13 protein-coding genes are annotated in these 13,398 nt (G+C 73.1%); 11 read left to right on the top strand and 2 right to left on the bottom strand.

Features of this window, described 5'->3' with window-relative positions; translation table 11 throughout:
• Positions 1–115: 115 nt before the first annotated feature.
• The 5 genes from lysS to mshA all read left to right on the top strand — a co-directional run bounded on the left by lysS (position 116) and on the right by mshA (position 4,953).
• Positions 116–1,579 (top strand): lysine--tRNA ligase, encoded by a 1,464-nt coding sequence (gene lysS, locus AC6CH9_RS19215; RefSeq protein WP_498156341.1) that lies wholly within the window; start codon positions 116–118, stop codon positions 1,577–1,579.
• 26 nt (positions 1,580–1,605) lie between these two features.
• On the top strand, positions 1,606–1,785 hold the full coding sequence (locus AC6CH9_RS19210; protein ID WP_498156317.1) for a hypothetical protein: 180 nt from the start codon (positions 1,606–1,608) through the stop codon (positions 1,783–1,785).
• Positions 1,786–1,958: 173 nt separating this feature from the next.
• Complete coding sequence (locus tag AC6CH9_RS19205) at positions 1,959–2,294, top strand: histone-like nucleoid-structuring protein Lsr2 (protein WP_237840325.1); 336 nt, start codon at positions 1,959–1,961, stop codon at positions 2,292–2,294.
• Between the two features lie 136 nt (positions 2,295–2,430).
• On the top strand, positions 2,431–3,624 hold the full coding sequence (locus tag AC6CH9_RS19200) for a lactonase family protein (protein WP_498156316.1): 1,194 nt from the start codon (positions 2,431–2,433) through the stop codon (positions 3,622–3,624).
• A gap of 69 nt (positions 3,625–3,693) precedes the next feature.
• On the top strand, positions 3,694–4,953 hold the full coding sequence (gene mshA, locus AC6CH9_RS19195) for a D-inositol-3-phosphate glycosyltransferase (RefSeq protein WP_498156340.1): 1,260 nt from the start codon (positions 3,694–3,696) through the stop codon (positions 4,951–4,953).
• A gap of 21 nt (positions 4,954–4,974) precedes the next feature.
• On the opposite strand, the gene AC6CH9_RS19190 is transcribed toward mshA, so the two are convergent.
• Positions 4,975–5,421, bottom strand: coding sequence for a nitroreductase family deazaflavin-dependent oxidoreductase (locus tag AC6CH9_RS19190; RefSeq protein WP_498156315.1), 447 nt, complete (start codon positions 5,419–5,421; stop codon positions 4,975–4,977).
• Positions 5,422–5,544: 123 nt separating this feature from the next.
• Between AC6CH9_RS19190 and AC6CH9_RS19185 the strand changes: the two genes are divergently transcribed.
• A complete protein-coding gene (locus AC6CH9_RS19185) occupies positions 5,545–6,282 on the top strand; it encodes a phosphoglyceromutase (protein WP_498156314.1) in 738 nt (245 codons plus the stop codon).
• Positions 6,283–6,979: 697 nt separating this feature from the next.
• Here the strand turns inward: AC6CH9_RS19185 and phoU are convergent.
• Entirely contained in the window at positions 6,980–7,663 is a 684-nt protein-coding gene (phoU, locus tag AC6CH9_RS19180) for a phosphate signaling complex protein PhoU (RefSeq protein ID WP_087469848.1), read from the bottom strand.
• A gap of 218 nt (positions 7,664–7,881) precedes the next feature.
• On the opposite strand from phoU, the gene AC6CH9_RS19175 reads away from it, so the two are divergent.
• The 5 genes from AC6CH9_RS19175 to pstA all read left to right on the top strand — a co-directional run bounded on the left by AC6CH9_RS19175 (position 7,882) and on the right by pstA (position 13,383).
• Positions 7,882–9,180 carry a sensor histidine kinase gene (locus AC6CH9_RS19175; RefSeq protein WP_498156313.1) on the top strand — a complete coding sequence of 433 codons (1,299 nt, stop codon included), beginning with the start codon at positions 7,882–7,884 and terminating at the stop codon, positions 9,178–9,180.
• Positions 9,177–9,881 carry a response regulator transcription factor gene (locus tag AC6CH9_RS19170; RefSeq protein ID WP_087469847.1) on the top strand — a complete coding sequence of 235 codons (705 nt, stop codon included), beginning with the start codon at positions 9,177–9,179 and terminating at the stop codon, positions 9,879–9,881. Before AC6CH9_RS19175 ends, AC6CH9_RS19170 begins: the two co-directional genes overlap by 4 nt.
• 246 nt (positions 9,882–10,127) lie before the next feature.
• Complete coding sequence (gene pstS, locus AC6CH9_RS19165) at positions 10,128–11,267, top strand: phosphate ABC transporter substrate-binding protein PstS (protein WP_471700181.1); 1,140 nt, start codon at positions 10,128–10,130, stop codon at positions 11,265–11,267.
• A 110-nt stretch (positions 11,268–11,377) separates the two neighbouring features.
• Positions 11,378–12,400, top strand: a complete 1,023-nt coding sequence (gene pstC, locus AC6CH9_RS19160) for a phosphate ABC transporter permease subunit PstC (protein WP_498156312.1) — start codon at positions 11,378–11,380, stop codon at positions 12,398–12,400.
• Positions 12,400–13,383 (top strand): phosphate ABC transporter permease PstA, encoded by a 984-nt coding sequence (pstA, locus tag AC6CH9_RS19155; RefSeq protein ID WP_047233891.1) that lies wholly within the window; start codon positions 12,400–12,402, stop codon positions 13,381–13,383. Before pstC ends, pstA begins: the two co-directional genes overlap by 1 nt.
• The last annotated feature ends 15 nt before the right edge of the window (positions 13,384–13,398 follow it).

The following is a 13,398-nucleotide window of genomic DNA, read 5'->3' as shown; positions in this document are numbered from 1 at the left end:
CTCTACCTCGACGGCGTGCGAGCGTCGGTAGAATCCTCGGGTGACCTCCCCCGCCGGAACCCCTTCTCCTGACGCGCGCGAGCCCGAGGAGCACGTCGACGACGTGCCGGAGCAGATGCAGGTCCGCCGCGAGAAGCGCGAGCGGATCCTCGCGCGCGGCGACGAGCCCTACCCCGTGTCCGTCCCGCGCACGACCACGATCGCCGACGTCCGGGCCGCGTACGCGCACCTGGAGACCGGCGAGGAGACGCAGGACGAGGTCGGCGTGGCCGGTCGCGTCGTGTTCCTGCGCAACACCGGCAAGCTGTGCTTCGTCACGCTCCAGGACGGCGAGGGCAACCGCCTCCAGGTCATGCTGAGCCAGGCCGTCGTCGGCGAGGAGTCGCTCGCGTCGTTCAAGGCGGACGTCGACCTGGGCGACCACCTCTTCGCGCACGGCCGTGTCATCAGCTCGCGCCGCGGCGAGCTGAGCGTGTTCGCCGACGCGTGGCAGATCGCCGCGAAGGCGCTGCGGCCGCTCCCGGTGCTCCACAAGGAGCTCTCGGAGGAGGCGCGCGTGCGCCAGCGCTACGTCGACCTCATCGCGCGCCCGGCCGCCCGGGACACGGTGCGCCTGCGTGCCGCCGTCGTGCGCTCGATCCGTGAGAACTTCTGGGAGCGCGGCTTCGTCGAGGTCGAGACGCCGATGCTCCAGACGCGCCCGGAAGGCGCGGCGGCGCGCCAGTTCGAGACGCACATGAATGCTTTCGACATCGACCTGTTCCTGCGTATCGCCCCGGAGCTGTTCCTCAAGCGCGCGGCGGTCGGCGGTGTCGAGAAGGTGTTCGAGATCAACCGCAACTTCCGCAACGAGGGCGTGGACTCCACGCACTCGCCGGAATTCGCGATGCTCGAGGCGTACGAGGCCTACGGCGACTACGACACGATGGCTGTGCTCACCCAGAACCTGGTGCAGCGGGCCGCGCAGGACGCGCTCGGGAAGACGCTCGTCACGCTCGCCGACGGGACGGAATACGACCTCGGCGGCGAATGGACGCAGCTGAGGATGTACGACTCCCTCTCGGACGCGCTGGGCGAGGCGATCACGCCCGAGACGTCGGTCGAGTCGCTGCTGACGTACGCCGACAAGTTCGAGCTCACGTTCGACCCGAAGAACGTCAACCACGGAAAGCTCGTCGAGGGTCTGTGGGAGCACCTCGTGGGCGACCACCTCGTCGCGCCGACGTTCGTGCGCGACTTCCCCGTCGAGACCTCCCCGCTCACGCGCGACCACCGGACGGTGCGCGGCCAGGTCGAGAAGTGGGACCTCTACGTGCGCGGCGTCGAGCTCGCGACCGCCTACTCGGAGCTCGTGGACCCGGTCGTCCAGCGCCAGCGGTTCGAGGCCCAGGCCCTGCTCGCGGCCGCCGGCGACGAGGAGGCCATGCGCATCGACGAGGACTTCCTCACCGCGATGGAGTACGCGATGCCCCCGTCGGGCGGCATGGGCCTGGGCATCGACCGCCTGCTCATGGCGCTCACCGGGCTGGGCATCCGCGAGACCATCCTCTTCCCGCTCGTGAAGCCCGCGCAGCAGTAGCACCCGAGAGACCGAGGGACGACAGCATGGACATCTGGCCCACCGTCGCGGCACTGATCCCGTCGATCGGCGTCGGCATCCTCTTCTACGTCGCGATGCGCGCCATCGTGCGCGCGGACCGCAACGAGCGTGCCGCGCTCGCGCGCCTGGACGCGGAGCAGGAATCGGGCGTCGACGGGAATGTCGCGCCCTCGCGCGACTCCTGAGCATCGCCCGTTACCGCGTGCAAAGAGCCACAAAATAATGTACCCGCGTCCAGGAATGGTGGGCTCCTCGCGAGAGACACGTGCCGGACAACGGCGTGGCCAATTGACGGTCCCGACTTTTCGATGGCATCCTGACGAGGACAATCATTCCTGTGAAGCGTGAGGTAACCACAGTGGCCCAGAAAGTCCAGGTAATTCTCGTCGACGACCTCGACGGGGGCGCGGCCGACGAGACCGTCACGTTCGCGCTCGACGGCGTCTCCTACGAGATCGACCTCAGCACCAAGAATGCGCAGGAGCTGCGCGACGCTCTCGCGTCCTGGGTCGGCAACGCGCGCAAGGTCTCGTCCCGCACGAGCGCGGCCCGTCCCGCGCGTCGCAGCAGCCGCTCCTCCGGCTCGGCCCGTGCGACCGAGGTCCGCGAGTGGGCGCGCGCCAACGGCTACACCGTGAACGACCGCGGCCGCATCTCCCAGGAGATCCAGACGGCGTACGACGCCGCGCACTGACGCGACGCCGCACGAGCACCGGAGCGCTCTGCCGACGAGTCCGTCGGCGGGGCGCTCTCGCGTCCGCGGGCTCCGTGCCGCCGGCCGGTCGCGGGCGGGTGCCGGAGGCATGTGCCCGGAGAACTAGGCTCGGGTCATGACCTCCGCGACCCGCGCCCTCTGGATCGGCACCTACCCGCACCCGGCGAACGGCGGTGCGGAGGGCGTGTGGCGCGTCGGGCTCGACGTCGACGCTGCGGCCGGGACCGGGTCGTTCGGGAGCGGCGCGCTCGCGGCCGAGTCGCCGTCGCCGTCGTTCCTCGCTCTCGACGGCGCGACGCTGTACGCGGTGGGGGAGACGGAGGACGGCTCGGTGTCGGCGTTCGCGGTCGGGCCGGACGGTGGCCTCGTGCCCCGGGGCGAGCGCGTCGCCACGGGCGGCTCGTACCCGTGCCACGTCGTCGTGAGCGGCGACGTGCTCGTCGCGAACTACGGGGACGGCGTCCTCACGGCCGTCGCGAGGGCCGCGGACGGCGCGCTCGCCGCAGCGGCGGGCGACCGGCCCGGCACCGGCGTGCGCCGCCAGGGCCACGCGGGGACGGGTCCGGTCGCCGACCGCCAGGAGGGGCCGCACGCCCACTTCGTCGCCCCGCTCGCGCACCTCGGTGCGGCGGACGACGGCAGCGGCGACGTGCTCGTCGTCGACCTGGGGACCGACGAGCTGCGCCGGCACGATCCCGCGGCCCCCGACGGCTCGGCCCCGCGCGTCGTCGCGACCTTCCCGCCGGGGACCGGCCCGCGCCACCTCGCCGTGCTGCCGTCCGGGCACCTCGTGGTGGTCGGCGAGCTCGACCCGGCGCTGTTCGTCCTCGCCCCGGTCGACGGCTCCGACGGCACGCGCACGTACGACGTGGTCGCGCGCTACGACGTCACGCACGCCGCGGCCCCCGCGGGCGGCGGGAACTACCCCTCGCACGTCGCGGTCTCGGCGGACGGCACGCGCGTCCTCGTTGCGGTGCGCGGTGCCGACGTGCTCGCCGTGCACGCGGTCGAGCCGGGGCCCGACGGCGGGGTTCCCTCGTTGCGCCACCTCGCCGACTCCCCGGTCGGCGGCGCCTGGCCGCGCCACTTCGCCGTCCTCACCGGCTCCGGGGCGCCCGACGAGCCGCTGCACGACCTCGTCGTCGTCGCGAACCAGAACGACGACCCGCTGCTCGAGCGGCCGGACGCCCCCGCCGGGGAGGAGCCGACGTCGAACCTCGCGCTCCTGCGCGTGCGGCGCTCGGACGGCGGCGCCCACGTGGTCGACGTGCTCGCGCTGCCCGCCCCGGCGTGCGTCGTGGAGGCCTGACCCGCCGTGACCGCGCTCGAGCTGCCGGAGGGCGTCTCCCCGGGCCCGTCGACCCCGCTGCGGGTCGCCATGCTCTCCGTGCACACGTCGCCCCTCGACCAGCCGGGCACGGGCGACGCGGGCGGTATGAACGTGTACGTCACGGAGCTCGCGCACGCGCTCGCGCGCCGCGGCACGCAGGTCGAGATCTTCACGCGCGCGACGGCGTCGAGCCAGCCCCGCAAGGTCGAGGTGTCCGACGGCGTGACGGTGCGCCACGTCGTCGCCGGGCCCTTCGAGGGGCTCGACAAGAACGACCTGCCCGGCCAGCTCTGCGCCTTCACGGCGGGGGTGCTGCGCGCGGAGGCGCGGCACCACGAGGGCTGGTACGACGTGGTCCACACGCACTACTGGCTCTCCGGGCAGGTGGGCTGGCTCGCGGCGGACCGCTGGGACGTCCCGCTCGTGCACACCATGCACACGCTCGCGCGCGTGAAGAACGCCGCGCTCGCCCCGGGCGACGCGCCTGAGCCGCTGGGCCGGATCATCGGGGAGGAGCAGGTCGTCGCCGAGGCGGACGCGCTCGTCGCGAGCACGGACGCCGAGGCGGACGACCTCGTGCGCGACTACGCCGCCGATCCCGCGCGCGTGCACGTCGTGCCCCCGGGCGTCGACCTCGACCTGTTCTCCCCGGACCCCGGCAGCGCGTCGGCGGCTGACGGCGCCGCGCGGCGGGAGCGGCGCCGGGCGCTGCGGGCCGGGCTGGGGCTGCCCACCGACGGCGGGCTCGTGCTCTTCGCGGGGCGCGTGCAGCCGCTCAAGGGTCCTGACGTGCTCGTCCGGGCGCTCGGCGTCCTCGCCGAGCGCGGCGAGCCCGTGCCGACGCTCGTCGTGCTGGGTGGCCCGAGCGGGCGCCCGACGGCGGTGCGCGAGCTCGAGGCGCTCGCCTACCAGGTCGGGGTGAGCGACCGGCTCGTCGTGCGACCGCCGGTCCCGCGCGACGAGCTCGCCGGCTGGTACCGCGCGGCCGACGTCGTCGCCGTGCCGTCGCACAACGAGTCGTTCGGGCTCGTCGCGGCCGAGGCCGAGGCGAGCGGCACGCCCGTCGTCGCGGCCGCCGTCGGCGGGCTGCGGACGGTGGTCGAGGACCAGGTCTCCGGCGTGCTGGTGCCCGACCACGACCCCGCGACATGGGCGCGCGTGCTGGGCGACCTGCTCGCCGACGACGACCGTCTCGCCGCGCTCGGCGACGGCGCCCGGCGCGCCGGCCAGCGGTTCGGCTGGGACACCGCCGCGCTGCGCATGCTCGACGTCTACGTGCAGGCGCGCAAGGTCCGCGCGGCGCGCTGACGTCGCGGACCTCGCTGCGGGTCAGGCGTCCGGTGCGGTGCGCTCCAGGACCAGGACGGGGATCTCGCGCGACGTCTTCTGCTGGTAGTCCGCGTACGGCGGGTAGGCCGCGACGGCGCGCTCCCACCAGAGCGCCTTCTCCTCGCCGTGGACCTCGCGCGCGACGTAGTCGTGGCGCTCGGCCTCGTCCTGGAGCTCGACCTGGGGGTGCGCCAGGACGTTGTGGTACCAGACGGGGTGCGCAGGGGCACCGCCCAGCGACGCGACGACCGCGTACGTGCCGTCGTGCTCGACCCGCATGAGCGGCGTCTTGCGGACCTTGCCGGTGCGTCGACCGAGGGTCGTGAGCACGACCACCGGCATCCCGTTCAGGGTCGTGCTGCGCGTCCCGCCGGACGACTCGTAGGACTCGGCCTGCTTGCGGGACCAGGCGCTCGGGCTGGGGGCGTACTCTCCGTCGATCGGCATGTCCGGGCAACGTGCGCGCCGCCCGCCCGATTCCCGGACCTTCGTCCCACGCCCGACGGCGACGGTCACCACCACGTGGGACGCGGGTGCCCGCGCGCCGGGCCGTGCGGCAGGATGGAACCCATGACCTACACCCTCGTGCTGCTCCGCCACGGCGAGAGCGAATGGAACGCCAAGAACCTGTTCACCGGCTGGGTGGACGTCGCCCTGTCGGAGAAGGGGACCGAGGAGGCGAAGCGCGGCGGTCAGCTCCTCACCGAGGCCGGCGTCCTGCCCGACGTCGTGCACACCTCGCTCCTGCGCCGCGCCATCACGACGGCGAACCTCGCGCTCGATGCCGCGGACCGCCACTGGATCCCCGTGAAGCGGTCGTGGCGCCTCAACGAGCGGCACTACGGTGCGCTCCAGGGCAAGAACAAGAAGCAGACGCTCGAGGAGTTCGGCGAGGAGCAGTTCATGCTCTGGCGCCGCTCGTACGACGTCCCGCCGCCCCAGATCGAGCTCGGCTCCGAGTTCTCCCAGGACGCGGACCCGCGCTACGCCGACGCACCCGTCGTGCGCACCGAGTGCCTCAAGGACGTGCTCGAGCGCGCCCTGCCGTACTGGGACGGTGAGGTCGTCCCGGACCTGAAGGCCGGCAAGACCGTCCTCGTCGCGGCGCACGGCAACTCGCTGCGCGCGATCGTCAAGCACCTCGACGGCATCTCCGACGAGGACATCGCCGCGCTCAACATCCCCACCGGCATCCCGCTGCTCTACGAGCTCGACGAGGACCTCAAGCCGGTGACGAAGGGTGGCCGCTACCTCGACCCCGAGGCCGCCGCCGAGGCCGCCGCCGCAGTCGCGAACCAGGGTCGCTGACCGCCCGCACGCAGAGACGACCGTGGCCCGTCCGGATCTCCGGGCGGGCCACGCCCGTCTGTCGTGCGCGCGGAAGGGTCTTCGACCCGGGGCGTGAGGGAGAACCGCGGTCTCGAGGGAGAACCGGGCTCGGCCGAGGGAGAACGGCGATCGCGCCGGTAGACCGTGGGCCGGCAGAGGGGCCCCGGTCGCGCGAGGAAGAGCCGTGGTCGCGCGAGGTAGAGCTGTGGTCACGGCCAACGACGGTGGGTCGCCCGGCGCGGCCGGATTGCCGCCGTCGACGGCCAGCGTCCCGACTGCCTGCTCGATACGGCGGGGCAGCATCGGGACTGTGCCGACGGCGGAACAGCGGGACAGCGGAACGCCGAACGCACGACAACCGGTGGCACGGCAGGGGTTAGACCGACACCGCGGGCCGTTGCCCGGGTGAGGACCAGGGTGAGACGACGCCGGGCGGGGTGGGTGGTGGTGCCGCGTCGTGGCGGGCCTGGCGGGAGCCGCGAGGAACGAGCGGCGGATGGTAGACGCGGCACCACCACCCACCCCGACCACCCAAACCCAGCCACACGCCGTCGGGCACGGTGACCGCGGCTCTACCTCGGCGGACCAGGGCTCTACCTCGGCGGACCAGGGCTCTACCTCGGCCGACCAGGGTTCGCTCTCGACCGACCGAGGTACGGCCTCGCGCGGATGATCGTCAGGCCGTGGCGCGGGCGGAGCCGGCCGGGGTGCCGCGGTCGTCGGCGAAGTCGCCGGTGACGAGGTACGTCACGCGCTTGGCGATGGACACGCCGTGGTCGCCGAAGCGCTCGTAGTAGCGGCCCACGAGGGTGACGTCGACCGTCTCCTGCGGGGTCCCCGTCCACGTGCCGTCGAGCAGCGCGGTGAAGGTGTCCTGGTGGAGCTTGTCGAGCAGGTCGTCGTCGCGCTCGATGTTCGCGGCGACGGTGAGGTCGCGCGTCGTGAGGAGCGTCGTCGTGCGGCGGGCGACGCGCACCGCGGCGTCGTGCATCTGCTCGAACGTCCGGTGCAGCGACGGCTCGATGGCGCGGGCCGGGTAGCGGCCGCGCGCGACCTGTGCGATGTGCCGGGCGAGGTCGCCCATGCGCTCCAGGGTGGCGCTCATGCGCAGCGCGCTGACCACGACCCGCAGGTCGGTGGCCACGGGCTGCTGCTGCGCGAGGAGGAGCACGCAGCGCTCGTCGAGCTCGCGCTCGAGGGCGTCGATCGTGTGATCGTCGCCGATGACCGACTGCGCGAGCTGCAGGTCCGCCGTGAGGAGCGCCTGCCCCGCGCGGTTGACGGCCGACTCCACCAGCCGGCTCATCTCGGCCAGGTCGTCGCCGACCTGCTTCAGCTCGGCCTCGAAGATCTCCCGCATCGCTTCCCTCTCGTCGTGACCGGTCGGTCCGGTCCGTGACGGCGTGCACCCCTGCGCGCCGGGCGGCGCCCGGGCACGCCGTCGGCTCCTGTCACGCTCGCAGGCGCGGTCGACCGGGCGGTGAACTCCAGGGCGCCGCCAGGTGAACTCTTGGCGGCGCCCGCCCGTGGGGCGCCGGATCGACGGGTCGGGCGCGCGCACGACCGTAGGCTGGACGTGTGCAAGCCGAGAGTCTCATCGAGGGCGCGACCGTGCTGGCCGCCGGCGTCGTGGGCGTCGTCGTCGGCGTGATCGCGGCCATCGCGTTCCGCGTGAGCGAGCGCCAGCAGCGTGCCGCGCGGTCGGAGCCGGCGCCCGAGCTCGACGAAGGTCTGGTCCGGGTGCTCGCCGTGCTGCGCTCCGCCGCGGTCGTGCTCGACGAGGAGGCCGAGGTCGTGCGCGCCAGCCCGCCCGCGTACGCGCTCGGCGTGGTCCGGGGCGACGCGATCGCGCACGCGGCGATCCGCGACATGATCGACGACGTGCGCCGCGACGGCGTGATCCGCGACGAGGAGCTCGAGCTCCCGCGCGGTCCGGTCGGTCGGGGCACGGTCATGCTGCAGGTCCGTGTCGCCCAGGTGGGCCCGCAGCACATGCTCGTCCTCGCGGAGGACCGCACGGAGGCGCGGCGCGTCGAGGCGATCCGCCGCGACTTCGTCGTGAACGTGTCCCACGAGCTGAAGACCCCGGTCGGGGCGCTCGCGCTGCTCGCCGAGACGGTGCAGGACGCCGCCGACGACCCGGTGGCGGTGCGGCGGTTCTCCGCGCGCATGCAGTCGGAGGCGACGCGCCTCTCCGCGCTCGTGCAGGAGATCATCGAGCTCTCGCGGCTCCAGGTCGCGGGCGCGCTCCAAGAGGTCACCGTGGTGCCGGTGCGGGGCGTGATCGAGGAGGCGGTGGACCGCGCGCGCACGACCGCGCAGGGCAAGGGCATCACGCTCACGACCGGGGGCGAGCTCGACGCCGCCGTGTACGGCGACCACAACCTGCTCGTGACCGCGGTGCGCAACCTGCTCGACAACGCGGTCGCCTACTCGGGCGAGAACACGCGCGTGGGCGTCGGCGTCTCGCTCGCGGACGACCTGGTCGAGATCGCCGTCGTGGACCAGGGCATCGGCATCTCGGCCGACGAGCAGGCCCGCGTGTTCGAGCGGTTCTACCGGGTGGACCCCGCGCGCTCGCGCGACACCGGCGGGACGGGCCTCGGCCTCAGCATCGTCAAGCACGTCGCCGCCGACCACGGTGGCGAGGTCACCATGTGGTCCGAGCCCGGGCGCGGCTCGACCTTCACGCTCCGGATCCCCGCGGCGGACGTGCCGGTCGGGCAGGCGCACGGCGCGCCGTCGGGCACGACCCACGACGCGACGGCGGACGAGGGCACGGCCGGGGCGAACCCGGTGACCGTGCAGCACGACGTGCGGCGGGCCGTGGAGGCCCCCGCACCCGACGACGTTCAGAACAAGGAGGTAGGCGCGTGACGCGCATCCTGGTGGTGGAGGACGAGGAGTCGTACCGCGACCCGTTGACGTACCAGCTGCGACGTGAGGGCTTCGACGTCGTCGAGGCGGCGACGGGCACCGAGGCGCTGGAGCGGTTCGACGCGGACGGGGCGGACCTGGTCCTGCTCGACCTCATGCTCCCCGGGCTGAGCGGCACCGAGGTGTGCCGCGAGCTGCGGCAGCGCGGTGACGTGCCGGTCATCATGCTCACGGCGAAGGACTCGGAGATCGACAAGGTCGTGGGCCTCGAGCTGGGTGCGGACGACTACGTGACGAAGCCGTACTCGTTCCGCGAGCTGCTCGCGCGCGTGCGCGCCGTGCTGCGCCGCAAGGGCGGCGAGAACGGTGGCGAGGTCGTCGCGGAGAGCGCGCTGGAGGTCGGCCCGGTCCGCATGGACGTCGAGCGGCACACGGTGAGCGTCGACGGCCAGGTCGTGCCGTTCCCCCTCAAGGAGTTCGAGCTCCTGGAGCTGCTGCTGCGCAACGCAGGGCGCGTGCTCACGCGCGGGCAGCTCATCGACCGGGTCTGGGGCACCGACTACGTGGGCGACACCAAGACGCTCGACGTCCACGTGAAGCGCATCCGGTCGAAGATCGAGCCCGAGCCCGCGAGCCCGCGCTACCTGCTCACGGTGCGCGGCCTGGGGTACAAGATCGCGGACGGGGTCGGCCAGGCCTGACCACTCCGGCGCAGCGCACGAACGGCCCCGGCGCGTCCCTCACGGACGCGCCGGGGCCGTCGTCGTGCAGCCCCGGGGCCCGACCTCGCCCGGCGAACCGGCCGGGAGCGTGGCACGGAAGGTCTGTGCACTGTTCATCCGTCGTTCACCCGCTCTCGGGGAACGCGTCACCCGGCGCTCCTAGCGTCGGGCTCGTCACCGGCGCTCGCTGGTGCCACGAGACGCTTGAACAGGATGGAACGAAGAGTGAAGCTCAGCCGATTCTCCCGTGCTGGATCCGCCGTCGCGATCGGTGCGCTCGCGCTGACCCTCGCCGCCTGCGGGTCGGACGACCCCGTCGGCAGCGCCGACGGCGCCACCGACGGTTCCTCCGAGGGCTCCTCCGAGACCGCGAGCGACCTCAGCGGTGAGCTCAACGGTGCGGGCGCGAGCTCGCAGGAGTCCGCCATGGAGGCGTGGCGCGCCGGGTTCCAGAGCGCGAACCCCGACGTCACCGTGAACTACGACCCGGTCGGCTCCGGTGGTGGTCGCACCCAGTTCCTCGAGGGCGGCGTCGCGTTCGCCGGCTCGGACGCGGTGCTCAAGGAGGAGGAGATCACCCAGTCGCAGGCCGTGTGCGGCCCCGACGGCGCGATCGACCTCCCCGTCTACGTCAGCCCGATCGCCATCATCTACAACCTGCCGGACGTCGCGGAGCTCAACCTCGCGCCGGCCACGATCGCGGGCATCTTCAACGGCACGATCACGCAGTGGAACGCGCCGGAGATCGCCGCGGACAACCCGGACGCGACGCTCCCGGACCTCGCGATCACGCCGGTCCACCGCTCCGACGAGTCGGGCACGACCGAGAACTTCACCGAGTACCTCGCCGCGACGGCGGGCGACGCGTGGGGCCACGAGCCGAGCGGTGACTGGCCGACGCAGGGCGGCGAGTCCGCGCAGGGCACCTCGGGCGTCGTGCAGACCGTCCAGGGCGGCGAGGGCACGATCGGCTACGCCGACGCCTCGAAGGCCGGCGACCTCGGCACCGCGAAGATCAAGGTCGGCGAGGAGTGGGTCGCGTACTCGCCCGAGGCCGCGGCCAAGGTCGTCGACGCGTCGCCGCGCGTCGAGGGTCGCCACGACCACGACATCGCGGTCGAGCTCGACCGCACGACCACCGAGGCCGGCGCCTACCCGCTGGTGCTCGTCTCGTACGCGATCGCGTGCCTGAACTACGAGGACGAGGCGACGGGTGACCTCGTCAAGGCGTTCCTCACCTACATCTCGAGCGAGGAGGGCCAGTCGGCCTCCGCGTCGGCCGCGGGCAACGCGCCGATCTCGGAGGACCTGCGCACGGACGTCCACGCGGCGATCGAGGCCATCACGGTCGGCGCCGCCGGCTGACGACCGGGACCCAGGGGGCGGCGGGGCCTGCGGGCCCCGCCGCCCCTGACCCGCGAGATCGTCCGCGACCCAGACCTCACGCAGCAGGACCGCACGCACCGGGAGCACGAGTGACCACCACAGCCCCACCCACGACGCCGGGCCCCGCGCCGGGCGGCCCGTCCGGCGCACCGCGCACGGGCGCCCCGCGCCGTCGTGCGCGGAACACCGACCGCGGCGTGAACCGCGGGTTCCGCTGGACGGCGACCGGCGCCGGGGGGCTCATCCTCGCCGTCCTCGCCGCGGTCGCGATCTTCCTCGTGATCCGCGCGTGGCCCGCGCTCACCGCGGGTGGGGACGTGCTGTCCGAGGAGGTGTCCTGGTTCCCGGAGGGCGCGTCGCTCGTGTCCTTCGTGGGGCCGCTGATCTTCGGCACGCTCCTCGCGGCGGCGCTCTCGCTCCTCCTCGCGACTCCTGTCGCCATGGGGATCGCGCTCTTCATCTCGCACTACGCGCCGCGCCGGCTCGCCTCGACCCTCGGGTACGTCGTCGACCTGCTCGCGGCGATCCCCAGCGTCGTCTACGGCCTGTGGGGCTCGCTCGTGCTCCCGCCGATCGTCGTCCCGGTGTGGTCGTGGCTCGCCGACACGTTCGGCTGGTTCCCGCTCTTCGCCGGCCCGGCCTCGCCGACCGGCCGTGTGCTGCTCACCGTCGCGCTCGTGCTCGCGGTGATGATCCTGCCGATCATCACCGCCGTGAGCCGCGAGGTGTTCCTCCAGACGCCGAAGCTCCACGAGGAGGCGGCGCTCGCGCTCGGCGCGACACGCTGGGAGATGATCCGCACGGCGGTCATCCCGTTCGGCCGCTCGGGCGTCATCTCGGCCGCGATGCTCGGCCTCGGTCGCGCGCTCGGCGAGACGATGGCCGTGCTCATGATCCTCTCGCCCGGGCTCCTCTACTCGTTCAAGATCCTGCAGGCCGGGCAGCAGCAGACGATCGCCGCGAACATCGCGGCCGACTTCCCCGAGGCCAACCCGCTCGGGGTGAGCGCGCTCATCGCGACGGGCCTCGCGCTGTTCCTCATCACCCTGCTCGTCAACATGGGCGCCCGCGCGATCGTCGCGCGGCGCAAGGACTTCTCGGGAGCCAACTGATGAGCGCCCTCAGCACCAGCCCCGCGCGCGGGGCCTCCGCCCCCGACCCGGAGCGCACCGCGTCCGTCCGCGCGCTCCTGCGCGGCGCCGACGCCCGCCGCCGCCGCAAGGACCGCACGATGACGGTCCTCATGTGGAGCGCGTTCGCCCTCGCGATGGTGCCGCTCGTGTCGGTCGCGTGGACCGTCGTCGTGCACGGCATGGAGCGGTTCGACGTCTACTTCCTCACGCACTCCATGCGCGGGGTGTTCGGCGGCATGGACGCGGGCGGCATCTACCACGCGATCCTCGGCACGCTGCTCATCACGCTGGGCGCCGCGGTGATCTCGGTGCCGATCGGCCTGCTCGCCGCGATCTACCTCGTCGAGTACGGGCGCGGTCCCCTGGCGCGCGCGGTGACGTTCTTCGTCGACGTCATGACGGGCATCCCGTCGATCGTCGCCGGCCTCTTCGCGTACGCGCTCTTCGCGGTGATCTTCGGGCCGGGGGTGCGCATGGGCATCGTCGGCTCGGTCGCGCTGTCCGTCCTCATGATCCCCGTCGTCGTCCGCTCGTGCGAGGAGATGCTCCGGCTCGTGCCCAACGAGCTGCGCGAGGCGGCCTACGCGCTCGGCGTGCCCAAGTGGCTCACCGTGGTGCGGGTCGTGCTGCGCACGTCGATCGCGGGCATCACGACGGGCGTCATGCTCGCCGTCGCGCGCGTCATCGGCGAGACCGCGCCGCTCCTCATCACCGTCGGCGTCGTCGACTCCATCAACGGCAACCTCTTCGAGGGGCGGATGATGACGCTGCCCGTGTACGTGTACCGGCAGTACAGCCAGGGCCTGGTGCCCTGCAGCAACGTCACCGACGTCGTGTGCATCCCCGACATCAACTACGACCGGGCCTGGGCGGCCGCCCTGACGCTGATCCTCATCGTCATGCTGCTCAACCTCGTCGGGCGACTCGTCACCCGCTGGTTCGCCCCCAAGACCCTCCGCTAGAACAGGACAGCTCCG

Source organism: Cellulosimicrobium sp. GQ32, from assembly GCF_059758455.1.
This window is presented reverse-complemented; position numbering and strand designations above follow the sequence as displayed.